Source organism: Shewanella vesiculosa (genome assembly GCF_009994065.1).
In the GTDB taxonomy this organism is placed as follows: Bacteria; Pseudomonadota; Gammaproteobacteria; order Enterobacterales; family Shewanellaceae; genus Shewanella; species Shewanella vesiculosa.
In genome coordinates this window covers 289,669-315,459 of sequence record NZ_JAACSD010000006.1, presented here as the reverse complement: position 1 = coordinate 315,459, position 25,791 = coordinate 289,669, and the positions used below count along the sequence as shown (strand labels likewise).

17 protein-coding genes and 1 pseudogene are annotated in these 25,791 nt (G+C 40.6%); 9 read left to right on the top strand and 9 right to left on the bottom strand.

The window, feature by feature from the left end; all coding sequences use genetic code 11:
* Window positions 1-30: 30 nt before the first annotated feature.
* A complete protein-coding gene (locus tag GW828_RS07380) occupies window positions 31-675 on the bottom strand; it encodes a LysE family translocator (RefSeq protein WP_124015480.1) in 645 nt (214 codons plus the stop codon).
* 719 nt (window positions 676-1,394) lie between these two features.
* On the opposite strand from GW828_RS07380, the gene GW828_RS07375 reads away from it, so the two are divergent.
* Window positions 1,395-3,386 carry a methyl-accepting chemotaxis protein gene (locus GW828_RS07375; protein ID WP_124015479.1) on the top strand — a complete coding sequence of 664 codons (1,992 nt, stop codon included), beginning with the start codon at window positions 1,395-1,397 and terminating at the stop codon, window positions 3,384-3,386.
* 208 nt (window positions 3,387-3,594) lie between these two features.
* Here the strand turns inward: GW828_RS07375 and GW828_RS07370 are convergent, their stop codons facing one another.
* Window positions 3,595-3,843, bottom strand: coding sequence for a DUF3297 family protein (locus GW828_RS07370; RefSeq protein ID WP_124015478.1), 249 nt, complete (start codon window positions 3,841-3,843; stop codon window positions 3,595-3,597).
* Window positions 3,844-4,401: 558 nt separating this feature from the next.
* On the opposite strand from GW828_RS07370, the gene GW828_RS07365 reads away from it, so the two are divergent.
* From GW828_RS07365 to GW828_RS07355, 3 genes are read left to right on the top strand one after another with little or no spacing between them, the layout of a single operon-like run.
* Window positions 4,402-5,529, top strand: coding sequence for a DUF2157 domain-containing protein (locus tag GW828_RS07365; RefSeq protein WP_273058184.1), 1,128 nt, complete (start codon window positions 4,402-4,404; stop codon window positions 5,527-5,529).
* Entirely contained in the window at window positions 5,522-6,715 is a 1,194-nt protein-coding gene (locus GW828_RS07360) for a DUF4401 domain-containing protein (RefSeq protein WP_273058185.1), read from the top strand. The genes GW828_RS07365 and GW828_RS07360 overlap by 8 nt, the downstream gene beginning before the upstream one ends.
* Entirely contained in the window at window positions 6,715-7,242 is a 528-nt protein-coding gene (locus GW828_RS07355) for a GDYXXLXY domain-containing protein (RefSeq protein WP_273058186.1), read from the top strand. Before GW828_RS07360 ends, GW828_RS07355 begins: the two co-directional genes overlap by 1 nt.
* 87 nt (window positions 7,243-7,329) lie before the next feature.
* On the opposite strand, the gene GW828_RS07350 is transcribed toward GW828_RS07355, so the two are convergent.
* A complete protein-coding gene (locus tag GW828_RS07350) occupies window positions 7,330-7,941 on the bottom strand; it encodes a hypothetical protein (protein WP_273058187.1) in 612 nt (203 codons plus the stop codon).
* Window positions 7,942-8,239: 298 nt separating this feature from the next.
* Window positions 8,240-8,902, bottom strand: coding sequence for a hypothetical protein (locus GW828_RS07345; RefSeq protein WP_182755120.1), 663 nt, complete (start codon window positions 8,900-8,902; stop codon window positions 8,240-8,242).
* A gap of 341 nt (window positions 8,903-9,243) precedes the next feature.
* Here GW828_RS07345 and GW828_RS07340 point away from each other — a divergent pair, with 341 nt between their 5' ends.
* On the top strand, window positions 9,244-9,432 hold the full coding sequence (locus GW828_RS07340; RefSeq protein ID WP_273058188.1) for a hypothetical protein: 189 nt from the start codon (window positions 9,244-9,246) through the stop codon (window positions 9,430-9,432).
* A gap of 465 nt (window positions 9,433-9,897) precedes the next feature.
* On the opposite strand, the gene GW828_RS07335 is transcribed toward GW828_RS07340, so the two are convergent.
* Window positions 9,898-10,647, bottom strand: a complete 750-nt coding sequence (locus GW828_RS07335) for a putative porin (protein WP_273058189.1) — start codon at window positions 10,645-10,647, stop codon at window positions 9,898-9,900.
* 631 nt (window positions 10,648-11,278) lie between these two features.
* Here GW828_RS07335 and GW828_RS07330 point away from each other — a divergent pair.
* A complete protein-coding gene (locus GW828_RS07330) occupies window positions 11,279-12,472 on the top strand; it encodes a serine hydrolase domain-containing protein (RefSeq protein WP_273058190.1) in 1,194 nt (397 codons plus the stop codon).
* Window positions 12,473-12,725: 253 nt separating this feature from the next.
* On the opposite strand, the gene GW828_RS07325 is transcribed toward GW828_RS07330, so the two are convergent.
* Window positions 12,726-13,649, bottom strand: coding sequence for an AraC family transcriptional regulator (locus GW828_RS07325; protein ID WP_273058191.1), 924 nt, complete (start codon window positions 13,647-13,649; stop codon window positions 12,726-12,728).
* Window positions 13,650-14,071: 422 nt separating this feature from the next.
* Between GW828_RS07325 and GW828_RS07320 the strand changes: the two genes are divergently transcribed.
* A complete protein-coding gene (locus tag GW828_RS07320; RefSeq protein ID WP_273058192.1) occupies window positions 14,072-15,433 on the top strand; it encodes a sensor domain-containing diguanylate cyclase in 1,362 nt (453 codons plus the stop codon).
* A 198-nt stretch (window positions 15,434-15,631) separates the two neighbouring features.
* On the opposite strand, the gene GW828_RS07315 is transcribed toward GW828_RS07320, so the two are convergent.
* Window positions 15,632-17,140: a S41 family peptidase gene (locus GW828_RS07315; RefSeq protein ID WP_273058193.1), complete on the bottom strand. Its 1,509-nt coding sequence runs from the start codon at window positions 17,138-17,140 to the stop codon at window positions 15,632-15,634.
* Between the two features lie 377 nt (window positions 17,141-17,517).
* On the opposite strand from GW828_RS07315, the gene GW828_RS07310 reads away from it, so the two are divergent.
* Window positions 17,518-18,420, top strand: a complete 903-nt coding sequence (locus GW828_RS07310) for a nuclease-related domain-containing protein (RefSeq protein WP_273058194.1) — start codon at window positions 17,518-17,520, stop codon at window positions 18,418-18,420.
* 104 nt (window positions 18,421-18,524) lie between these two features.
* Window positions 18,525-20,708 (top strand): annotated as a pseudogene (locus GW828_RS07305) (AAA family ATPase).
* Window positions 20,709-20,780: 72 nt separating this feature from the next.
* On the opposite strand, the gene GW828_RS07300 reads toward GW828_RS07305, so the two are convergent.
* Together GW828_RS07300 and gcvP are read right to left on the bottom strand one after the other, a co-directional pair.
* The gene (locus tag GW828_RS07300; RefSeq protein ID WP_273058195.1) at window positions 20,781-21,866 is read right to left on the bottom strand and encodes a GGDEF domain-containing protein; all 1,086 of its coding nucleotides are present in this window, start codon (window positions 21,864-21,866) and stop codon (window positions 20,781-20,783) included.
* A 956-nt stretch (window positions 21,867-22,822) separates the two neighbouring features.
* Complete coding sequence (gene gcvP, locus GW828_RS07295) at window positions 22,823-25,711, bottom strand: aminomethyl-transferring glycine dehydrogenase (RefSeq protein WP_273058196.1); 2,889 nt, start codon at window positions 25,709-25,711, stop codon at window positions 22,823-22,825.
* Window positions 25,712-25,791: the final 80 nt, after the last annotated feature.

Below are 25,791 nucleotides of genomic sequence, written 5' to 3'. Positions count from 1 at the left end.
TTTAGTTAATGGCCTCTTTAACCGTAATGGTTAAGCAATACTCTGCACTTGCGATGCCAGTAACCAAATGGCTAAAGCAAAAAATATTATCCCCATAAACTTATTTTGATAAGCACGAAACTTTTCATTTTTCAGCAATGGTTTGCCCAAACTGCCCACTAATGCCACCAACAGCAAATTGAACGTCAAGCCCATTACGTTCAGCAGTAAACCGAGTGCCAGCATCTGTTCACCTGAACTGGCAGTGAGTTGGGTAGAAACAAACTGGGGCAGAAACAACACAAAAAAGATCAGTGCTTTAGGATTAAGTAAATTGCTCAGTACCGCACGACGATAAAGTAGTTTAGCGACATTACCTTGCTGGCTAAACTCGGGCGCATCGCTGGCACCACTGCGCATGCAATCCCAGCCCATTTTCAATAAATACGCTCCGCCCAATACCCTTAACAGCTCTAACGCAATTGGATTCATCGCCACAAGAGCAGAAACGCCCATAGCTGCAAGCAAGGTTAAAATTAAACCAGAAGTCGCATTACCAAAGCTGGCATACACACCCACTTTGCGACCATAGCTCAAACTCGAACTGGCGATCAACAGCATGTCAGGCCCAGGGATTAACAATAACGCGACCACAGTGGTTAAATATAAAGGCAGCAAAGCCAGATCTATCATCATAAATACACAAATATTGGTTAGCGGTAAAACAAGGCGCGGATTCTACAGCTATTCAACATGAATGAAAGTCATGATGGGCAACATCCAGTGTTTAAGCATTGTAATAGTTGGCAGAGATTGTTTACAGATAAAGGAATGAAATACATGATGAACAGACACTACCTTTGAACTCGCTATTTCTGTTACAACAGACTAATTAGTTATAATAACAAAATAGCAATAAACTATTATATTTCATGTATATAAAGTTAAAAAATATTCCGTGAATATATATCAGGTCAGTCATGACGGCTAGCCTGTTGTTTTCAACACTTAGTGAAGATGGAATAAGCCTTACTTAAAGTCGGTGTCATCTTAAGTGCTCGGCCGCGACAATCTAATGCTTTCGAGGTGACGTTTACTCAACCTTCACTGCTGCAACCGGCTTCAACATCTGTCCGCTCTTTGCCATTAAACACCATCTCCATCTCAAATCTCAAATTCGAAAATTACAGCCACATGATGCGGCTAAGTGGTTTAACGCTAAGGCAACCACAACGGCTAAATATGCGCTAAAAGTAACACACCCTTGGCAAGGTTGACTTAAGCGTGGCAGTTGTCGATGACGATATAACAACAAATGTAAAAAATAGTAACTAAAGTATTAACATAAAACCAACAACCTAGACTAAAGTTAAAGTAACATTCGGTTCAGCGAGCTCGCGCAGGGTAACCCTTTTATGGAAAAGCAAACGTTATTGATTGCACAAAAAGCAAAGTATCTTAGTGTGGGCTTATTAGTCACAGTGATTATGCTTATTTATATTGTAATGCAGACCTTAGCATTACCGGTAATTCAAAAAGAAGTTGAAAAGAAAGAATTACTGCGTATTTCAGCCAGTGTCAACGAGGTTAGAATTGAACTAAGCAAAGGTTCGGTGCTAACCCAAAGCTTAGCCTCATTAGCAGAAACCTTACCCTTAGACGAGCAGCAATTTAGCGCGTTATTTCCCAAAATTATTGACCAATTTGGCAATGGCAATATCGCTGGTGGTGGTATTTGGCCAGAACCTAATGCGTTTAGCTCTGGTGTGGCATTAAAGTCCTTTTTTTGGGCACGTAATGCTTCAGGGCAATTAGACAAAATTGATGATTACAATAAGCCTGATGGTCCAGGCTATCACAACGAAGCTTGGTATATCGCTGGGCGTTCACTTAAAACCGGACAGTGTGGTTGGTCTGAAGCTTATGAAGACCCTGTCAGTGGCACTGCTATGGTGACCTGTACTGTCGCGATCAATCGAGCAGGTAAGTTTTGGGGCGTCGCAACCGTTGATTTAATGCTAGCGGGTTTAGATAAATTATTTAAGCGCCAAAACCAAGAGTCAGGCGGTTTTAACTTTGTATTGGGCCAAAACAATCAAATAATCAGCTTTCCAAGTATTCGCTCATCATCACTTGATATGAAAAAATTCAGTGAGGTCGCCGCCCAAGATAGCAGCCTTCAACCGCTGTTGAGCGCAATCAATAGCGGCCAGACCATTATCCACTTACCAGAGGGCGTAGTGGAAGACAGTGGTTCTATGTTGGCAATAATGGACATGGCCGAAGAAGGCATGAAAATTGGTATTGTTTTGCCTGATCCCATTATCCAAAAACCTATCAGCGACTTAAGCTTTAGTTTATATGCGACGCTCATTCCCATGCTGCTGTTCTTTGTTGGTATTCTAATTTTTAATGCTAACAAAGTGATGCAATGGGTCAATGAGACCACTGCGCAAATTCGCATGTTAATCAGTGGCGGTTCTGCTGCAACGCTCAAGATAGATCGTTATGATGAAATAGGTAAATTAAAACAAGCGGTTAATCAATATAGTGAGCATCTCAAAGGCTTGCTTGGACAAATAGCAAACGAAGCGGTAGAAGCCAAAGATAGAGCCAAACAGCTCAATGAAATGTCTTCTATGCTAAAACAACGGGCTGAATCACAACTCACAGAAAACCACATGCTCGCAGCGGCCATCACTGAAATGTCTGCCAGCGCTGCCGAAGTGGCACGAAACACAAAATCAACATCAGAAACCGTCGACGAATCCCAAGGGCTTATTCAACGGCGCATGGTTGATGTCGAAGAAAACAGCAAAGCTAACCAAGAGCTGTCACAAGTACTCCAAAAAACAGCCGATATAATTAATCGTCTTGCTTCTGACTCGCAGCAAATGGGAACCATGTTAGATGTGATTAAGAGTATTTCAGAGCAAACCAATTTGTTAGCATTGAATGCCGCCATTGAAGCCGCTAGAGCGGGTGAACAAGGGCGCGGATTTGCGGTGGTTGCCGATGAAGTAAGAACCCTCGCAGGCCGCTCTCAAGAGTCAGCCAGTAAGATTGAAGCGATGATCGCGCAGCTGCAAACATCGGCTAGTCAGGGCGTGAACATCATCGTCAGTTCACAGTCCTTATCCGTAGAATCTTTAGCTCGATCAGAAAAAGTAATTGCAGGGTTTAACGAAATTATTGAAGTATTTAGTGACATCAGTAGCAGTACCTCGCATATCGCGATGGCCGCCAGTGAACAATCAAGCGTATCGGGCGAAATTAACCAACTAGCCGAAAACATTAGAGTAAGTAATGACTTAAATGCTAAAGATGCGCTTGAATTAGCGAATGTCAGTAGTTCGTCTTCAGAGTTATCAAATCGTTTGTATGACTTGAGTAAAGGCTATGCTTAGCCATAAAGAGTGTTAAGCAACTGTGTTTTTGAGCATGAGTAAACGAGTCAACATATACTCAGGTAATGGGCTTTAACACAGCACCAAGCTATGGAATAGAAGCCATCCCCGCGGTAAAACATAGCTACAGCGCCTAACAAAAAAGCGAACCTTCTCAGGTTCGCTTTTTTACACAGTGAATAAATAGGCTCAGAGATAATGCTCAGTTCTATTTATAGAACGCTTCAACCTTGCCTTTTACTGTCATCGTAAGCGGTTGGCCGCGACGATCTAATGCTTTGTGCGAGGCAACTTTTACCCAACCTTCGCTGATGCAATATTCTTCAACATCATTACGCTCTTTGCCATTAAGTAAAATACCAATCTCGTGTTCGAAAACGGCTTCCACATGATGTGGGCTACGTGGATTAACGCTAAGGCGATCAGGTAAAGCAGGTTTAGCTGTAGTGTCGTTCATTGTCTTGTGCTGTAGTTAATAAAACGTGCGCTATTGTAGGCAATACCAGCCTGATGCTCAATAGCGACTGCTATAAATGTGAGTCGCCACTAGAAGATACTAATATAAATGATGTCTCATCAATGGCTTAAAAACGGATTTAATCAGTAACCTCATGCACATCAGCGCAGTGTTACATCACGGCAGGTAACGCATATGAGGTATAAAAGCTATTACTGCCATTTTGTTGCCTACTCCAGAGACCAAGCGCTGGCAACTTTGATGATATTAATAGCAAAATCAGTATCGTATCGGCAAATAGTCGTTGATAGCCGCAATCAATATCGGTTACTGTCTACACAACACTCGCGATGCCATCTGTCAGGCAAGAGTCCAAGTTTAAGCTCTCATGATAAGGGCTAATATTAATGAAAAGTGCTCAGCAGATGAGCTATGTTTAAAACGCTGTTTGATTTTTTCCATAGCTTTAAATTGCATATCAATAACGTGAGCTTGAATTAGAGTTAGTACGAGCAAACTTGGACGGCTATTGATTCAGAAAAAGGATAACGAACAAGGATGATTGAAAAACGTTCACACATATGGCAATGGTTTTTAGACAACAAAATCGAGCCCACAAACCTTAAAGCTGCAATGTTAGTAGCTTATCCACACCCAAACACAGAAAATTGGCAGCAACTAATTGCCAATATATTACTCTATCTTGGGGTATTGCTACTTAGCGCTGGGATGATATTTTTCATGGCATTCAATTGGGACGCACTAGCGCACCTGAGTAAATTTGCCATAGTCGAAGGGTTATTTGCTCTGTTTATTAGTGGGTTTTATCTGATTAACCGCATGCAAAAAAAGCAGCATTCACCGCAAAAAACTCTTAAACAACAGAGCCAAAATGTTTATGGCTGGAGTTTGCCCAATGCCATGTTACTCGGTGCCAGCATCATGCTTGGAGCATTACTGGCACTGGTGGGACAGACATACCAAACCGGCGCAGATCCTTGGCAACTATTTGCTATTTGGGCAGTGTTAATTTTACCCTTTGCCTACATCGCAGGCTTTGATCTGTTGTGGTTACTGCTGGTGGTCTTAATCAATATAAGCCAAGGACTATATTTTCAATCCTTTGCTTCTGTGTTTAGTTTTTTACAGGAAGACATCCAACAAATCGCTATTTTTGGCGTAACGAACTTAGTCATCCACCTAGCATTTACCATAGCTAAACGCTGTAAATGGCCTGGCCAATTACGCTTTAACTGCCCCATGGTTGAAAAAAGCAGTTTACTTGCTAGCGTAAGTGCATTTACCTGGCTAATCATTTGGGTCATTTTTGACTTAAACTATCAGTATGAAGCCAGTGAACATGCTGTTTATTATGCGCTACTTTACCTACTCACCCTGACTAGCTTATTTATATGGTACCGTTATCGCGCCCCCGCCTTATATCCACTTGCCCTGGTATTAACCAGCATCAGCGCTGCTATTGTGTCACTACTTTCAAGAGCGCTATTAGAATCTAACGACTCAATAGCGAGTTTTTTTCTGATTGCTATGGTAGTCGTAGGTGTAACCAGTGGCAGCTTATATTGGCTAAAAAAATGGCAGAAACAGTTCAGCGAAATGGCAAGTCTTGAGCATAAAGACGCGAGCAATAGTGATGTTAAAACTGAGGTAGCCACCGATGAGTAACCTCAACGCCACGGCATTATGGCAAACGCTGGTTAACCACCAACTGGTAAACACTAATACAACACCAGAAACCACACTCGCCAGCCCTTGGTACATTATTGCCATGCAAATTATTGGCGGCTGGGTTGCGGCGCTGTTTTTATTGGCCTGTGTGCTAGTCAGTGGATCCATCATTGGCGATATCGACCAATCTTTTATCGGCCTTGGTGCCGCACTAAGTCTAAGCTGTTTAGTTTATTACCGTCTGGGCGCCAATCGGCAAGAGTTTATTCTGCAGATGGTATTTGCATTTAGCTTAAGCGGACAAATAATGTGGCTTTTGGGGATTTACGAAAGGCTAGAGTCTAGTCATGAGACCCTGATTGCACTGATTTACCTGGTCACGTTTATGATTCACTGGATTATCATTCCTCATAAAACCAACCAATTTGTGGCTGCATTAGCCATGGTGCCTAGCTTTTTGGCTATCTTAGTGATTAACCAGGTCACGCTATTAATATTGCCATTATTGCTGCTGTGTTTAGTGCTTATTTGGTCGCACGTTTATCGATGGCCGCAGTATTATCAGCGTCTTAGAATGTTAGGTTATGCCATTGCTATTAATTTGCTCCTCGCCAATTTCATGTTATCTGATATGGGCGATATCATAGAAAGACCCAGCGTATTAATAGCATTTAACTCTAGCATCAGTGAGTATTTGGCCATTACAATAAGCTTGTTATCTACGCTATGGCTGATGAATCACATTGTTAACCTGCTCAATTTAACTACCGATAGCAATACCAATCGAATTGTTACTGTGCGTCCTCGGAACAAGTTGATGGTGATCCTCGCGGCAATATTAATCGGCCTACTTTCCATCGTCATGAGCGGATTAAGCGTCGCAGTATTGATGCTCCTGCTAGGCTATTTTTACAACGAACGAAAATTAGTCATCATTTCGGTATGTGCCCTACTCGCCTTTATCGGCATGTATTATTACTCACTCCACATCGACTTGTTTGATAAATCTTTATGGTTAATGGCCAGCGGCATAGTATTACTAATGCTCAGATTTGCCATAAGTAAAAATACTCGCGCTAAGCGTAAAAATAAGCCTAATAATATCACTGAAAATGGGGCTGAAGTGAGCGCTATGGTTGAAAGCGCTCAAGTGCCCAGACCACTTAATAAGGAGCAAGCATAATGACCTCGAATAGCATGGGGGCGCTCAATCCACGTCAGCTGAGTAAGCGGTCACTTTGGGCTATTATTGCGGCAGTGGTGATACTTGCCCTGATTAACTACAAAATCTATCAACAAGAGCAGCTGTTAGCTAATGGCGAAATAATCCTGTTCAAACTGGCCCCCGTCGATCCACGCTCCCTAATGCAAGGCGACTATATGGAGCTAAATTATGATATTGCGACTGCGATCAGCTGGTCAGTCGAGCAAGACTCCGATAACCATGATGGCTTTATGATTGTCACTCTCGACCACAATCGCATTGCCCAATTCGACAGCATTTATCGTGGCGCGGTATTAACACCCGCCCAGCGACTGGTTCAGTACCACATTCGTGACGGCAGAGTAAAACTTGCCGGTAACGCATTTTTTTTTGAAGAAGGCCGAGCAGAGGAATTTGCACAAGCAAAATATAGCGAATGTAGAGTCAATCAAGCAGGACAATTGCTCGTCAGTAATCTGCTCGATAAGGATTTTAAGCGGATTTAAGCGATGGCGAGTTGCTGATGAAATATATTAATATAAGGTATGCTAAAAATTGATACTTTAACTCTGCCCCTCTCGGAGCGCCATAGATTAAACTGCATCACTAAGTAATTGAATCTGACATTGATCTATTATTTGATTGACGATATCGATTGCTATATCAGTGGCTAATAGGTCATATTCATCAGAAGTTGGTGCCTGCGGTGATATAAGTAATGTAATAGTAAATAATTCTTCATCGGTCGCCATTGACCAAAAACCGAATAATGTCTGACTATTGAGTACGCTTGGGAATTCTGCCGCCCAAAAGGTTAATTTGGTATTATGTTGGATCCAAGAACCATTCTGTGTATATATTAATCTGACATCATAGAAAAGCTCTTCTTCCAATATTCTTCCGTATTCGATAGAAGCATTTTCCATAACTTCAAATCTGGAGATTTCTTTTGCAGGTTTATTTAGCAATATGGACTTATGTTCGGGTCTAATCACACCAACCGTAGCGCTTATAATCTGATTTTTATGTTCAAATTGGAAATTATACTTAATATCATGATCATACTCTGATTGATTACTGACAATATCTGTGTCTGCAATGACTAATATCTTACAAGTCATCGTAGATAGAGCACTAGTATAAGCGTTAGCCGAAAAAAACAAGCCCATAAATAAAATAAATTTATATTTCAAAACATTATGCACCAGAACCCATCCCTTACGACTTTTCTGAGAGCGACATAGAAAACAACACTACCATAAATAGAGGTATTCCACTCAAAGTGACTATTGCAACTTTGAATATAGAACTAACATTGAGAAAATCTAAAGATATTATTGAAAATACTGAAATGGAGAAAAGATTCAAACACAAAGTGAAGCAGAAAATAGATTTATCAAAAAAATTAATTTTCTGTTTTAGTTTTAATTTCTTTATTATAGAAACGGAATGAACACAGACTAAGAATAAAGAAAATAAATAAGCTATTATCCAAAATATCAATTAAAGATCCTCAACATTCAATAAGCCTCTACGTAAGAGCTCTTTTTTAGCTAACTTCATATCACTATCACTCAGCATCTTCATTGTGCTTGCTAGAATCATTACAATGATTGTGCTCCTACCTAAAGCTCTTACAGAACTTTTTGTAATATTTAAACCTGTTTTTTTTGATAACGAAGATACCATCGATTCAGTAACAGCACCTCCAGAAGCCTCTAGAGCAAAACCACTTACCCCTAATGCTGCCACTGAAAAAATACTACTAGCTAAAAAACTCACCTCTAGTTTAGGTTCAACTGTGAAGAACCAAGTACCAATAAACTCACTTACAGTTTTATTACGTTGGAAGTAATCTCTTAATTCAGAGTTAGATAAACACCACTTGTTCCAGTTCGGATTAGCTATATTTTGAGACAGTAAAGCCTGAATCGAATTGAGGAACTGAGGATTATTTAGGCTATTTGCCATCGGTAAAATTTTATTTTTTTCAGGTCTACTTAATTGACGATAGAGTAATACTCCAATTAATATCGGAAGTATTTTTTCGCTATTACTTCGAATATAAGTTGAATATTGATCAAGTTCCATTAACTTAGCTAAGTAAATAACAGGTTCATGTGCAGCATCTTCAAGCTTATAATTACGATCTGTAAATAGTCCCACTTTTAACTCTCCATGTTCTAAAAATCCATTAATAGAGAGTAACTAACTTCTATGTAAAAATCAAATCCTTTTAAAACAACAACATAACCTTATAAGTAATTAGTTAAACTTAAATAAATTGAACATTTTATATTATATTGGGTATGTTCTTTAGCTATTTTTTATAGAATAAGTGAGCTGAATCATAAGGAAGCACACTTTAATTAGAATTTCGACGGCACGAGTCGTTGTGAACTTTTTGTGAGACGAACCATTTAGATACTTTCCTATACCCTAGTTTCGCTTAGTCATTTGGCACCAGATTCTAATCTTCGGGTACATCAAGTCGATAGTTAGATAGCATGAATGATTCAACACTAAAAGCGATTCAAGAAGACTACAAAGACAGCTTCATTCGTAAAAACAAAGTATCACAGGCCTACTTAACTGTTCTAGAGGATACCGCTACAATAAAAAATGCCGCTAAAGATGTTGGTTTTACTATATCAGTGCCATTTAATTCCAGTGTGGTAATGCCATATAAGCGATGACAGATGTAAATACCTTAAGTTTACTTTAGCGTTTTAGGAACCACTTTGACGCAGAGTAAAGCTATAAGTCGCCTGTTGATATGTTAGTTAATAAAGCAGACCAACTTGACATAACGGTGCCAGAAATGACCGTTTTAGTGGGTGGATTACGCGTACTTGATTTAACTACAAAGGGCTAAACCACGGAGTGTTCACAAGCACACTGGACACCTTAAACAAAGTCAAAACCTGGATTCCGGCTCAAATGCATTACCGGAATGACAAAGATGTAAGCATTGCCAGAATGCGTAATCCTAAACGTGGCCCAAATGACTTAATACTTATTACTGAGAAATGCTCAATGCTTAAAGTTCGCATAACGATGAAAAAACAAACAATAAAAAAGGAGCCTAAAAGGCTCCTTAATTTTTATATTAATCATCGATGTATATCAACAATTACATATCAATCATTTCTAACTAGCGCTTAGAAACGACCAACAACACCCACACCAACAAACAAACCGTCTACGTCAGAATCAAGTACTTTTCCTAGCTCAAATGTAGCTGAAAAAGCATCTGACATACGTAACCAATAAGCTGTTTTGGCGGTAAAGTTATCGTCTGAACCGTTATCGTCATAACCTAAACCAACAGACCATGATTTAGTTACATACCAATCAGCATTAACGTTGAAAATATCGTCAGCATCGGTATGAGTCCACTTAGTACCTAAATCAACACCAGTAGTGTTTTTTAGATCGATAAAGCTGCGAACTTCAAGACCGTAGATTGAATCAATATCACTACCATCAACATAGAATGCAGCAACTTTTGAGCTGTCGTTGAAGTAGTAACCAAGATCAAGTTGATAAGTGTCAGTATCAAAACTACCAACATCATAACGTTCGATTTTAGCGCCAACAAACCACTTTGAATCGAAAACATAAGTGCCATCAACAGAGAAAATATCAAGGTCGATATCATCTTGCATTTTATAGCTAGCACCAACATTGGTAGATTGTGCTAAAAAGCCATTTAATGCATATGGACCTTTTTCTTGTGATACAGAGTCAAGATAGAAACGGTAGTTAAGGTCCCATAGACCATCACCGAATTCTTCAGTATTAGCAGAATATCCTAAACTCGCTTCGTGGTGAAATGGTGCATCTTGTGCAGCCATAGCTGGTAAAGCCACAAAACCTAATACTAGTGCTAATGCAGTAACGTTTTTCATCAATCATTCCTTTATTTGATTATTTTACGCTAGGAGGTTCAAGCAGATATAAAGCATGGATAAATCATCAAAAGTGGGGGTTATCCATTAACTCAAATGTAGCCTAACCTTACCGTCGGGCTAACCTGCTTTCCTAGCGGCGCATACTCTAAAGTAATGAAGGGCTAAAATAAACAAACAAAATGAAGTTATTGATATTTTTCAACAAAATACATCACACATAATGTATTAAGCGCTGCCAACACCTACTTTAGCAATAGAGAAAAACGTAACAAAATCGTCAACCGAACGTTAATTTAAAACACACAGTAAATAATATCATCAATAACCACGAGGATAATCAAACAAAACTTGGACACAACCGCGATTTTAGCTCTGCAACCAAGCGCTGTAATTACGGAGCAAATTGAACAGCTGTGTCTAAATAGAAATAGACAGCTGCAACTTACCATTGCTGCACCACGGTGAGGATATTATTTCTGCAGATTCTAAGGATTTAACATTACGACCTATTGCATGGTTCACATCACGTTCAAGGGCGACAACGGCCTGCTTGTTAAGCATTTGATTTATGTCGATGATCGCTATAGGTTATTGTCATTACATCAATTTTATCTACCAGGAAACGTCAATGTCGACTGTGTTTAAGTTCATCAAAGCTGTCTTATTAAGCATTTTTATTATTGTCATCATCCTTGTCGCGTTTAATTGGCAAAGCGTTACTCGCTTATACAGCGTGGTCAGCTTATTTGATGAGGCACTCGTGGTAGATAATTTTTCCAATATGAAGAATGTCTTTTTTAACAAAAAAATCGTCAAACAAGGCGATCCCTATGTGTTCGACGTCGACTTAGCTGCCTTACCTGAATCATTTCTTTATAGAGGTCACGTCACTAACACTGACGATTTTCTCACTCGAAGGGCAACAACAGCATTACTGGTGCTTAAAGACGACAAAATAACCTTTGAGCAATATTTTCTCGGCACTAAAAGTGATGACAAACGCATCTCGTGGTCAATGGCCAAATCATTTGTATCGATATTGTTCGGTATGCAGGTTGATGCTGGCAAGATTGATATCGAAAAAACCGTCGGCTTTTATCTGCCCGAGCTTGCCACATCTGGTTATGGTAATGTCAAAGTGAAACACGTACTGCAAATGTCATCTGGAGTTAAGTGGAACGAAGACTACCTAGACTTCTACTCTGACATTAATAAAATGGGCCGGGTACTGGCGATTGGCGGCTCGTTAGATCAAATGACCAGCGAACTGGTTAATGAGTCAGCTCCAGGCAAAGCATTTCATTATGTCAGTATGGACACCCACGTTATTGGCATGATACTTAGGCGAGTGAGCGGTAAATCATTAGTCGAGCTTTTACAGCAAAATATTTGGAACACCATTGGCATGGAAAGCGATGCCTATTGGCTTACCGACTCCCAGGGCACTGCCTTTGCCTTAGGCGGCTTAAATGTTACTACCCGTGACTACGCCCGCTTTGGCCGCTTATTACTGAACAATGGTGCATTTAATGGTAAGCAAATCGTGTCAGCAGCCTGGATTAAAGCCGCCACCACACCACAAGCTGATTACCTACAACCTCAAGTCGGCAAATTAGGTTATGGCTATCAAATTTGGCTACCGCCAGAAGCCGAACAAGGTGAATTTTTCTGTGTCGGCGTATACGGGCAATATATTTATGTAAACCAAAAACACAATGTAGTGATAGTTAAAAACAGCGCCGATTTGGGCTTTCTTGATGAGTTGAATTCAAAACAAGAAACCATCGCGTTTTTCCGTGAAATTGTAGCGTCATTGCAATAAACATGGTCACTGACTTACCCAGGGTTCATTTAAGTGGTTAAGGCTAAAGCTGCATTTTTCAACCAACAAAAAAGCGACCATTCGGTCGCTTTTGTTTTACAGTGATTTAAATTTAAGGATGAAATTATGCTAGGAATGCTTAATAAGTCAGCCATAAAGCTATATTTCACCTATACATGAATACAATCACTGGTAAAACCTAAACGACAAAAAGTGAGGCAGGTTCTGCCCCACCCCACTTTTGTAACCACAATTAAATGGTCTTAACTTTGACATGAATTTCCATCTCAACATAACCGTCAACTCTGGCGTCATTCAAATAATGTTCTAACATCGGAAAATTATCAGGTTCAAATCCGCTATTTGGCAACCAATCAGAGTACAGACCCAGTTGAGCCTTGATCGTGTCTTCAGGGATGCCCTTAAAATAAAGTACCGCATACTTACCTTTGGGGATTTCAGATGTGGTAAACGGAGGATTAACCTCTATATTGCTCCCAATGACTATCGCAGCATCATAACGGCATTTATCCGCTGGCGTTATCGTTGGATTATCATAAGCAAATGCAAAGCGTTGTTGCGCATCTTGCGTTATGCCATTGCTTGCTGCCCAATCAATCAGTTTGTCCCATGCGGTATATATCGACTCAGGTTCATAACCGCGTTTTGAAGCCAAAATACATACACGTCGGCTATCAAAATCTCTCACTTCCACTTTCATATTGGTATCCTCTAAATTAGGGCTCTTCGTCACCTCATTGGTGATACGACTAGGATACAAATCAGCAGGGCAAAACACTTTTCCATACTTGCTGTATATTTTTCCAATCTTGCTATCTTTTATTTTATCTGGGTTTCTTATTTCAGTCGGGCTAAAGCCAAAATAGAGTTTTACCGCCTTAGAAAAGTTAGCACTGGATGAAAAACCACAGTCTAACGCCACCTGGGTAATAGGCAGTTGAGTTTTAAAAATCAGTATGTTGACCGCCTTCTCAAGCCTGCGGCGCACAATGTAATCATTAACTGTCTCCCCCATAATGGCAGAGAAAATACGATGAAAATGATAAGGCGAAAAATAGCTGACGTTTGCCACTTCTGTTAGTGAAATCTGGTTAGTCAGATTAGCCTCAATATATTGAAGCACCCGATCGATCCGTACTTGGTATTCTTTATTCATGGGTTCCTAATCATTAAGCAGGCAAGTCGTGAACTAAAACAGTCAGGTAAGAAACATAACGCAGCGCTATCGTTAATACAAAGCCAGTACTTCGCTTAACGCCCTACCCGTTTTGATGTTTATTGAGGCATTTTACATAAAACTGGAGACTTGAGTTAATGTTAAAAGTTTACTCGGCCACGTATTCTAGACAAATGGTTAGGCCGTAAACATGTTTTAATTCAGCCATAGTGGCTTTGCATAATGACACTGATAAACCGAGCACCTAACTAGCATCAACGAGGGGATAAAACGCTTAAAAGCCAAATAGCACTGAGCCACAGATGATCACTTTGCTGATGGGTCTTTGGGCGCGAATGCTGGTAAATACATGGATATTTTCCTATAGTAGCCACATAAACACATTCAATTAGCGAGCTGTAGTGCCGGGAATTTATCCTTTTGTATCCAAACAACCACATAAACGGGCGGCTTTTTTTTCCGCCTCATTATTACTGATCTCAGCGCTGATAATTAGCCCTTTTATTTCAATACCTTTGGTCGATATTGCCCCTTTTTTGCCGGCATACAGCACTTCAGTGGTATTGCTTGAAAGTATTACGGCCTATTTACTGCTGTCGCAGTTTGCCAGTAACCGGCAGGTTTTCTCAGGGTTTGTTGCTTGTGCTTATTTATTCCTTATCCCTTTAGTGACGGTGCAACTTTTAGTGTTTCCAGGTGTTTTTTCACCTAGTGGTTTACTGCATGCTGGGGAGCAAAGTGCGGTATGGATTTGGGTATTTTGGCATGCATCGTTTCCGATCTTGCTCTTGCTGGCATTAATTGCCCCGAAAAAAATCATTAACCAAAACCCTGCTGATCTCAATATCAAATATTGGCTGATTGCCTTTGTATTTATTTCCCTACTGGTTAGTTTAGGTTTGGCCTTATTCGCCACATGGGGTAGCCATTTATTACCCGTCTTAATTGATAAAGACAGCTATAAGCAGCTATTAAATAGCCCTTATGCCTTAATGGTGTGGGGATTAAATGTGCTGGCATTATTCTTTATGGTAAGACGGGCACGCAGTAACAATGTGCTTTACACATGGCTGAGTGTGGCGTTGCTGGCCAGCCTGATTGATGTCACGTTAACCCTATTGGCTGGCGCCCGCTTCAGTTTAGGTTGGTATGCTGCAAGAGTGAGCAGCTCGGTTTCTTCTATGGCGTTACTGTTCGCCTTGTTATGGGAGGTCAACCGTCTGTATGTCGCAGCCCACAGGGCCAATGAATCCTTATATCAGCAAAGTGTCAAAGATACATTAACAGGCTTATTTAATCGCCGTTATCTAGAAACACAACTGGCAATAGACATAGACCACGCCAAAAGATACCAAGAGCCACTGTGTTTGTTGGTTGTCGATGTTGATCACTTTAAAGCGTTTAACGATAAACACGGTCATTTGAGCGGCGATCGCTGCTTAGTGGCCGTCGCCAAACAATTGCAACTAAGCTTAAATCGACCCGCAGATTTTGTTGCCCGTTATGGTGGCGAAGAGTTTGTGGTGGTGTTGCCCCACACTGAGGCAGAAGGCGGCATGCTGATAGCTGAAAAGTTACGCCAGAAAGTCAGTGAGTTAAGAGTTGAAGATAAGGGCCAATTACTTAGCGTCACCATCAGCATAGGTTATGCAATATTACATCATAATGAAGACACCGCCCAAGGCTTGCTGATAGCTGCCGATACCGCCCTATATCAAGCCAAAGCCGCAGGACGCAATTGCGTTGTCGCTGCGATTCAATAACCCTTGTAGGGAATTAACTCATCAACATAATACCGTTTTGAACAAGTCATTATTGTGTAATGACTTGTTCAATCTAAACATCTCAAAAACACTTAAAAGTGATTGATAAAGACTGTGAGCGGATTTAAAGCTATTGCTAATGTGATGGCTTTAAGTGAGGGGAAAATGTTCTCCCTCACTCATAGCAAACCTAAGCCACTATTTCTGAGCGATCAAGCTTAAAACCCAGTGTTGTAATCCCTGTGTATCCGTCATTGAACCATTAAACTGATACTGTGGAACAAAACTTTGGTTATGGCCTCTTTTTCGATCTCGATATACTTTTTGCGCCAGTGAAAATGCGCCAAGTTTGCTAGGTAAATTAATCCCGCGAACATCCATATACACAGTATCGGCAGAAGTTTCTTGGCCAGCATGAATAAGCTGCGGTATTGATAAACTCAAATCGGCGAAATCTAAACAAGCACTGCCGCAAGATTTATCGGTAAGTAAAATCGTACTACCTTGATATAGGCTTTTCTCAGTCTGATGGCGATTAACAGCAGCCTGCAAAGCTTGGCTATTTTTAGGTAACGCTTCTTTCACCAATGATTGTTGATTATCTATCGCTTGCCGCATATCTAAAGTGGTTTGTAAAAACGAAGTAGTGATATCACTGTCAGCGCCAAACTGACGAATTAACATAGGTTTCAAGCTGACAAGGTAAGCATGATTATCTTCACTTGCACGCCACATAGCGTAGCTATTATCTGGATTATTTTGCATTACTTGCGCGATATAAGCTTTACCATAAAGGCTACTCATTAAATCTTGGCCCCACTGCGAACTGCCGCCACCATTGCCACGCACATCAAACACCACGAGTTCTGCATCACGTAAACCAGCAAGCGCCATTATCATGGCTTGCAATTTGGTTTCATCAGCACCCGATGGATAAAAACTGGGCAACCGGACCCAATAATGCTTAGGTGTAAATTCATCAATACTAAATTCTTTGGGTAACGCCACAGGAGTGAGCGTTTGGTATAAATCATTGCGATCAATTTTTTGCCAATGCAATGAAAAGGCAGTTTGCTCACCCTTTGACTCAAACACACAACTATTTGGTCTAGTGAATTCACCAATTTTATCATCGATAAGTAACTTTTTAGCATAAGACACTTTGCGCGCATTCAATTGATTGTTGTTGAATCGATATTTAAGAATATGCTCATTCATCATGGTATCGACCGCAATATTGTCACAAGAAATAAGCTTGGCACCAACCGCAGGAAGCCGCCCGCCCCAATCTTCGGCAGTGTAATAGACTTTATAATCCTGAAATTGTTTTTCAATACCTATGCCAGCCCAAGACTGCATATCAGGGTGTTGATTAAACGCAATGCCAAAATGACCATCAGCAAAACCTGCCACAAAATAGCTCAAACTATTGGTTACATCCTGTAACGATGTCGCTTTTTTTGCCCGCGCTAACCCCTCACGATAACCTTGTTCTAACCACTGTGAAAAATATAAATTTTGATCATCTATGGCACCGGGATGATTAGCCTTAACCGTTTGGTAGATATAGGTTAAGTCCGTTTGAGCAATCTGAGCCCATGGATTGGCTTCAGCCAACACAGGTTTAATGGGGTCTGCTTGAGCATAAACCGCAGAACTAAACACGCTGATGAGTAGAGTTAAAATAACTAAGCTTTTACCGTGCATCTAAATATAAATCCATTTGTTATCTAAAAGTTAAGGTAAAGTCTACCGTATCAGCACTGATTACACAGCATTTTTTGATATTTCAGCAGTAAGCACTAAAGCATCACGATACATTATTGATGCTTTCGAATCATAAAATAAAGCAAACAGTGGCAGCACTTAATCTCAGCCATAACCACAAAAAGCCCGCATATGTTAGCTAGCATCAACTCGTGTAAACGCGTCATCTCCAGTGCCAATTAGAGCTAAAGCACAAAAAATCACATTTCGGCTACTTTTTATTACATTTTTGTAAAACTGGAGTATATTAATCAAGCCATATAATGGATTTATATTAGCAACCGATTGTATAACCACACTAAATTTCAAGGATGACAATGGCAAACCTGTTCACTAATGTACTCGCCACCATCATCTTGCTTTCGGGTATGTTTTTGATGGTGTTGATTATGCACCTAATGCTTAAATACCGTGACCACACGGTAAAACTGCCTGTCGATCGCGAGCAACTCCAGCGAATCCCCGCATATGGCTTACAGCAACAAATTCAAGACTTACAGTTTGATCTCGTCGCCGGCCTAACGATGGCAGTTATTGTTGTAACGTTCCCGTTTGCCTACGAAAGTATCGTCAAGCATATTAGCGACAGCTCATTCCCAATCGCTTTCGCTCCAATTGTCATCCTTGGCCTAGGATATTGCGGCCACAAAACGCGGAAAAACTTTTCCAAACTCACCAAATTACGTTTAGGCCACACCGCAGAAATCGCCACTGCCAATGAGCTCATCGGCTTGCAAGCTTTGGGCTATCAAGTGTTTCACGACATCCAAGCCGACGGCTTTAACATCGATCACTTAGCCATAGGTAAAAATGGCGTATTCGCCATAGAAACCAAAGGCCGCCACAAGCGCAAACGCGACAGTAAAGCGACTAGCGCTACCCAAGGTAAAGACTACCAACTATTTTATAAAGACGGCCGCTTATGCTTCCCTTCTTGGACGGAAACCAAACCCATAGAACAAGCCGAACGCCAAGCAAAGTGGGTCAGCCAATGGCTCACCAAAGCCACAGGCCAACCAGTGTTCGCCAGCCCAGTGCTGGTCTTCCCCGGCTGGTTTGTAACAAGCCAAACAAAACCACCGTTCCCCATCCTAAATCATAAGCAGTTGGTCAAAACCATACCAGCTGTCCGAACCCAAACTCTCAGCCAACAACAAGTCGACGCGATTGTGTATCAAGTCGCACAGAGATGTTTGAGTAAGAGTGAGGTTGGGAAATGATGGTTTTGGAAAAGTTTACCCTGACCCATTTATTACTTCTGGGTCGCCCGTCAACTCCTTTAATATTTATTCATAGCCATTATTATTAATCACGGAAGAAATATATGATTGAATCAATCTCTATACAAGGAGTAGCTAGTTTTCAAAACCCTATCCCTGTATCACTCAATACAAATAAAAAAATAGTGCTGTTATATGGTCATAACGGTACTGGTAAATCTACAGTCGCAAGATACCTTCAAGATACTACACGCTCTAGCTATAGGAATTGCAGTTATGTGTTACCTAATTCTCAAGACTATCAAATCTTGGTTTATAACACTGATTTTGTTGAAAAAAACTTCTCTCAAGATAGCTTTGAAGGAGTTTTTACTTTAGGTGAGGCTAATGTTGCGGCTGAGCAAGCTATTAGCACAGCGGAACTAGAGATTATCCAGCTAGAGAAACAAAGAAGTCGAAAGCAAACTCTTAAAACTCAACACGAGAATAAAAAAAACACTCAAATTAAAGCGATTAAAGACAAGTGCTTTGAAATTAAAAAAGAGTATGAAAAAAAAGACTTAGATCACTGTTTAATCGGTTTTAAAGGCTCTGCTGCTGCGTTTTATGAAGAACTATTGAAAACTAACCTTATAGAAGTTCCTGAGTACACCTTTGATAGTCTAGCGACTGAATCTAAGGAGTTGAATAGTAAAAGCGCAGTACCAAAAAGCATGATTCCAAAAGTAGTTTTAGACCTAGCTTCGAGCGAATCAAATACTATTTTAAGTGAAGTTATTGTTGGCTCTAGTGACAGCTATTTAGCTGAGCTAGTTAATAAACTCCAAAATGCTACCTGGATTGATAATGGTAGAGTTTATATAGATGACGCTGAAGGAAAATGTCCATTTTGCCAACAAGTTGTAGATGATAAATTAATTGAAAATATTAATAACCTTTTTGATGTGTCTTACGAAGAAAAAAAAGGGGAATTAAAAACGTTACAGAGCGAATATAAGCAAGCTATCGATAATCTAAACGTTACATTATCAGGCACTCACTATTCAATTATTAATGATACGAAATTAGATTTAGCAAAAGAAAAACTATCGGGTGTTTTACAAGCGAACCTTACAAAGTTGAATCAAAAATTAGCTGATCCAAGTGTTAAAGTTAGTTTGGAAACTACAGTTGATTTAGTGCAAATAATTAATGATATCATTAATTATAAAAACACATATATAGCCACTTTCAACGTAAAGCTTGGGAAGAAAAAGCAATAATTAACTGATATTAAAAATAAATTTTGGAATTTAGTTCGTATAAAATACGATGCTGAAATTAAAGCTCATGATACTTTGATTAAATCAATAGATAGTGATATTGCATCCGTTAAAGGTGATGAAAAAACACTTACTACGGATATTGATTTGCAAAATGGAATTATCGCTGAGAACCGTAAACAAATAACTAATATAGAAATGTCGGTAATCAGTATAAATAATCAAATAAAATCGATAGGTTTAGAAGGTTTTGAGATTAAACAGCAACTAGGAGAAAGTAATCACTATTACCTTTGTCGTGGTGTCACTGCGAGTGGCAATGATGTATATAAATCGCTTAGTGAAGGTGAAAAAACTCTTATTACTTACCTATACTTTTTAGAACTATGCCAGGGTAGCGTAGATAGTAACTCACCGACACCTAGGAATAAGAAAATAATTGTAGTTGATGACCCTATATCAAGCCTTTCTCATAATTATATTTATGAAATAGGGGCTCTCACGCATAAAAAGCTTACTAGAGGCTACCAATATGCACAAGTAATACTACTCACTCATAGCCTTTATTTTCTGCATGAAATGATTAAATATCTCCCTTCAAACCAACAAGATTTTGAAAAAAAATGTAATTTATTTAGAGTGCTAAAAAACACTAATAGCAATATTTTATCTATGCAAAAAGGCGATATAAAAAATGATTACCAGTCATACTGGCAGATCATAAAAGATGCTCAAAATGGCAGTACTAACAACATTGTTTTACCTAATATCATGAGAAATATTCTAGAATATTATTTTTCTTTTGTACATAAAACAGATGCGCTCAAAGCCGCTTTGGATGAACTTGAAGAGGCAGATGCTGAGTTTTCGCCTTTCTTTAGGTTTATTAACCGAGAATCACATTCTGACTCTGTAAATATTAATGATTTGGGAGAAATCGACTCTGATAGGTTTATTACCAAGTTTAAAGATGTCTTCATCAGGACTGATTTTGAAGAGCATTACAATAAAATGATGATGGTATAAACCACAGGAATAAGTGGCTGACGAAACCCCACTTTTCTTTGCCTTGCCTCAACCTTAACTTAAGTCTTATTCTTAACAAGATACCTTTTGGCGACTCACTTGGTTTCTACCGGCTTTTTTAGCTTGGTATAAACAGCGATCGGCTAAGGTTAAAAGCTTGGTTTTATTAACTAGATGACGCTGATTGGCACTAACACTTACCACCCCAGCTGATGCTGACAGGTACCCGGTTGCTGAATCGCTATGCTCAATCTCGAGCCGCTTAAGCTGCATGGGGAAATCTTCAAGCCAGTGCTGATTTTGATTTGAACTAACAGAAACCAAAATAAATTCTTCGCCACCAAAGCGTACCACCATATCGGCACCTTGGATTGAAAGTAACTGGGCAAAGCTGACCAAGGCTTTATCGCCCATTAAATGCCCGTAGCGGTCATTATATTTTTTAAAGTGATCAATGTCTATCATCGCCAATGAAAGGTACTGCCCCTGTTTTAAATTATGTAACAGAGTCGAGAATTGCTTATCGAAATTATAGCGATTATGAATCCCTGTCAACTCATCAGTTTGCGCCTTTTGTGTTTGAATTAACTCGTATTTATATTGCTTTCTCAGCAGCACATCCGTTTGATATTGCATCGCGGTCATGATAGCAACTGTCATCACATAGAAGTTTATACTCCAAATGATATCCACCTCGGTGTTGAATTGGATTGTAAGCAGAGCGACACCCAGTAACAGCCAAATAATGAACTTTTGCCCTAAATGAAGTATAGGAATGGCTGTAATAAAAATGGCTGAAAGCATAGGGCCGCCTTCATGGAGCCCTTGATGATTAATAGCATAGCTATAAAAGAATAAACCATTGATGAGGGTAAACAGTACCGCAAAAAATAACAGTATCGAATCAAGGTAACAAGCGGCTGATTTTTTAATACTGAAAATCATTACCATTGCAATTATGAGACTGACGATATGGGTTAAGATGTCGGCGAAAATATAATTAGCGGCTGCAAATGAAGATAGAGTAAAAAATAGCAACACCGTAATTAAGATGAAACTCATCATTACTGCATTTGTGCGTGAGCGTTGATTTAAAGATTGTTGAAATGATAGTTCTGCCTCTTTATCTAACACCCACTTAGCTGGTAACCATTTCATTATTGAATTCCTTCGATTAATACTGCGAGAAACGACTAAAATCTTCAGTTAACATTATAGTATTAGTTAATTTTTTAGTTAGTCTATATTTATTTTATTGGCAACCACAACTCCACTAATATTTCATGCGTAGTTACTCCATCCTTTTAATAAATGGGGTCAATAATAAATGGGGTCAGAGTAAACTTAAATTTATTAGCTATACTCTAGCAGTTAAGTCACTTTGAACATGGATGTTACACATGCCAAGAAAACCAAGGGTTAGCCCTATCGGGATCCCACAACATATTATTCAACGGGGTAATAATCGCCAAGCTTGCTTCACATCTGTACAAGATTTCAAAGCCTATGATGGTTGGCTAAAAAATTATCTATTTAACTTGCCATGAAGAACCACTCATTCTTTCACTGCCTTGAATCATCTATACCTTGAGGCCGTTGAAGACGCTTTATAAAAGAATGTGTTAGCTAGCCATGGAGGCCTTTCGCTGCGGTTTAAGTCATTAAGGACAATTTTGATGTGCCGGTTGGGCCAATTCTTTTATAAATAATAAACTGGGAACAGCCGTTGGTTTCCTCTTAGTCAGGTGTGGGCGAAGCGCCACGACGTTAGTTGCGCAGGCCATAAAAGCAATAAGCTAAGAATAAAAGAATAGAGCTGGATTCCGGCTAAAAAGCATTACCGGAATGACGTAAATATAAACATAATCGGAATGACAGTTTTTTGGTCGTTCCTGATGTATTGGAAACAAAAAAGCGACCTTTCGGTCGCTTTTTAATACTTTAGATTCCCGCTCAAAAACCTTGCGGGAATGACGATTAGTGCATTACCACCATAATTGCGTCGCTGGCGATGATAAGACAATGAAGTTTGAGGTTTTCGCCGCGGAGTTGACTGGTGTCAATGAGCAGCGAAAACCTTAAACTGAAGCAGTATTATCAAGACTAAGCAGCAATTATTCGTAGTCAGATAATGGGACGCAACTACACATCAAATTGCGATCCCCATACACATCATCAATACGATTCACCGTTGGCCAAAACTTATTAGCCTTAACTGCAGCGCTTGGGAACACGGCCACTTCACGGCTGTACGGACGTGAATCAAACTCGGTGTCCATAATGTCAGCCAGCGTATGCGGTGCATTGTGCAGTGGGTTATTGTCCACTGGCCACTCGCCTGCTTCTACCTTGGTAATTTCACCGCGAATAGAAATCATCGCTTCGATGAAACGATCCAGCTCAACCTTAGACTCAGATTCAGTAGGTTCAATCATCAAGGTTCCCGCTACTGGGAAGCTCATGGTAGGTGAATGGAAACCGTAGTCGTTTAGACGCTTAGCGATGTCCATTTCGGTTACGCCAGAAGTTTCTTTTAGTGGGCGTAAGTCGATAATACATTCATGGGCAACGCGCTCATTACGGCCAGTAAATAATACTGGGTAATGTGGGGCGAGTTTCTTCATGATGTAGTTAGCGTTTAATAGCGCAGTTTGGGTAGATTGCTTAACCCCTTTAGTGCCTAACAACTTAATGTACATCCAGCTGATTGGCAGGATGCTGGCACTACCATACGGTGCAGCAGATACGGCGCCGTTATGGTCGCTTTCGCGCCCGGGCTTAACCACTACGTGACCGGCTACAAATGGCGCAAGGTGTGCTTTAACACCAATTGGGCCCATACCTGGACCACCGCCGCCGTGCGGGATAGCAAAGGTTTTGTGTAGGTTTAAATGCGATACGTCAGCACCGATAAAGCCTGGTGATGTTAAACCAACCTGTGCGTTCATGTTGGCGCCGTCTAAGTAAACTTGACCGCCATATTGATGAACGATTTCGCATACTTCGCGGATAGATTCTTCATACACACCGTGAGTCGATGGGTAAGTGATCATGATGCACGACAGGTTACCAGCAAGCTCAGATGCTTTAGCACGTAAGTCTTCTAAATCGATGTTGCCTTGCTTGTCACAAGCAGTCACCACCACTTGCATACCAGCCAGTTGCGCTGATGCAGGGTTAGTACCGTGAGCAGATTGCGGGATTAAGCAGATGTTACGATGCGCGTCGCCGCGAGATTCGTGGTATTTCTTAATCGCTAACAGACCAGCGTATTCGCCTTGTGCACCTGAGTTTGGTTGAATACACACAGCGTCATAACCGGTGATTTTCACTAAAAACTCAGACAACTCGTTAATTAACTGGGTGTAACCTTGTGCTTGGTCTAGTGGGCAGAATGGGTGCATGTTAGCAAATTCTGGCCAGCTTACCGGTAGCATTTCCACTGCCGCGTTGAGCTTCATGGTGCACGAGCCTAACGAGATCATGGAGTGGTTTAGGGCTAAATCTTTGTTTTCGAGACGCTTGATATAACGCATCATCTCGGTTTCGCTTTGGTAGCGATTAAACGTTGGATGGGTTAATACAGCGTCTTGACGTACTAAGGCTTCAGGGATTGACTGACTGCCGTTAGCAATGATGTCGGCATCGAGTGCTGCTACGTCTAAACCATGGCCTGCGCCTAAGATAACGTCAAACAAGACTGCGATGTCGGCACGGATAGTGGTTTCGTCTACACTGATACCAAATACGCCATCTGCATCGATACGCAAGTTAACTTGTGCCGCTAACGCACGGGCATTAATGGCAGCAAGGTCGGCACCTTTAACACTGATGGTGTCAAACCAGGTAGTGTTAACCAGTGATACGCCTTTAGCGGTTAAGCCTGCGGCTAAAATGTCGGCAAAACGGTTAATGCGTGAAGCAATGGTTTTTAAGCCTTGTGGGCCATGGAATACCGCGTAAAACGACGCCATGTTGGCGAGTAAAATTTGCGCGGTACAAATGTTTGAGTTGGCTTTTTCGCGGCGAATATGTTGCTCGCGCGTTTGCATAGCCATACGTAATGCGCTGTTACCGCGGCTGTCTTTTGACACACCAATAATACGACCAGGCATTGAACGTTTGTGCTCGTCACGGGCAACGAAGAAAGCTGCGTGTGGTCCGCCGTATCCCATTGGTACGCCAAAACGTTGTGCGCTACCAAATACCACGTCTGCACCCATGGCGCCTGGAGATTTAAGTAACATCAATGACATGATGTCGGCAGCCACAGTCACGATGACTTTGTTGTCACGTAGCTTGGCAAATAACTCAGTGTAATCGGTAATTTGACCAATACGGTTGGTGTACTGGAACAAGGCACCAAATAATTCGTAATTAACAGACTCGTTTGCTGGGCCAACAACCACTTCAAAACCAAAACATTCAGCGCGAGTTTTAACTACATCTAATGTTTGTGGAAATACATCATCGGCCACAAAGAAGATGTTTGCTTTTTTAGCTTTAGATACCCGTTTGGCTAATGCCATAGCTTCTGCAGCTGCAGTGGCTTCGTCCAGTAATGAGGCTGACGCAAGGTCAAGACCGGTAAGGTCCATTGACACTTGTTGGAAGTTTAAAATCGCTTCTAAACGGCCTTGGGCGATTTCTGGCTGGTATGGAGTGTAAGCCGTGTACCAACCTGGGTTTTCAAATACATTACGCAAAATGACATTAGGGACTTGCACGCCGTAGTAACCCATACCGATATAGCTTTTAAATACAGTGTTTTTGTCAGCTATGTTACGGATATAGGCGATACCTTCGGCTTCGCCACATGAGTCACCTATGGTGAGATCTTGGGGTAAACGAATTTTGCCAGGAACGGTTTGGGCGGTGAGATCTTCTAGTGACTCTGCACCAATAAAGTTCAACATTTCTTGTTGTTGTGCTTCACTTGGGCCGATGTGGCGAGTCAGGAAAAGTTCGTGCTGTTCTAGTTGTGTCAGGGTTTGCTTGGTCATGTTAAACCTTGTTCCAAATCGACCAGTTTTGGCTGTAGGGCACAGAACTGGATTAGGGTGAAAATGGGTAATACGTGAAT

Bases quoted from the DNA above. Each gene is read 5' to 3' on its own strand.
- GW828_RS07330 (WP_273058190.1), top strand. From the start codon at position 11,279: ATGTCGACTGTGTTTAAGTTCATCAAAGCTGTCTTATTAAGCATTTTT.
- GW828_RS07360 (WP_273058185.1), top strand. From the start codon at position 5,522: ATGAGTAACCTCAACGCCACGGCATTATGGCAAACGCTGGTTAACCAC.
- GW828_RS07380 (WP_124015480.1), bottom strand. From the start codon at position 675: ATGATGATAGATCTGGCTTTGCTGCCTTTATATTTAACCACTGTGGTC.
- GW828_RS07310 (WP_273058194.1), top strand. From the start codon at position 17,518: ATGGCAAACCTGTTCACTAATGTACTCGCCACCATCATCTTGCTTTCG.
- GW828_RS07365 (WP_273058184.1), top strand. From the start codon at position 4,402: ATGATTGAAAAACGTTCACACATATGGCAATGGTTTTTAGACAACAAA.
- GW828_RS07315 (WP_273058193.1), bottom strand. From the start codon at position 17,140: ATGCACGGTAAAAGCTTAGTTATTTTAACTCTACTCATCAGCGTGTTT.
- GW828_RS07370 (WP_124015478.1), bottom strand. From the start codon at position 3,843: ATGAACGACACTACAGCTAAACCTGCTTTACCTGATCGCCTTAGCGTT.
- GW828_RS07335 (WP_273058189.1), bottom strand. From the start codon at position 10,647: ATGAAAAACGTTACTGCATTAGCACTAGTATTAGGTTTTGTGGCTTTA.
- gcvP (WP_273058196.1), bottom strand. From the start codon at position 25,711: ATGACCAAGCAAACCCTGACACAACTAGAACAGCACGAACTTTTCCTG.
- GW828_RS07300 (WP_273058195.1), bottom strand. From the start codon at position 21,866: ATGAAATGGTTACCAGCTAAGTGGGTGTTAGATAAAGAGGCAGAACTA.
- GW828_RS07325 (WP_273058191.1), bottom strand. From the start codon at position 13,649: ATGAATAAAGAATACCAAGTACGGATCGATCGGGTGCTTCAATATATT.
- GW828_RS07340 (WP_273058188.1), top strand. From the start codon at position 9,244: ATGAATGATTCAACACTAAAAGCGATTCAAGAAGACTACAAAGACAGC.
- GW828_RS07375 (WP_124015479.1), top strand. From the start codon at position 1,395: ATGGAAAAGCAAACGTTATTGATTGCACAAAAAGCAAAGTATCTTAGT.
- GW828_RS07355 (WP_273058186.1), top strand. From the start codon at position 6,715: ATGACCTCGAATAGCATGGGGGCGCTCAATCCACGTCAGCTGAGTAAG.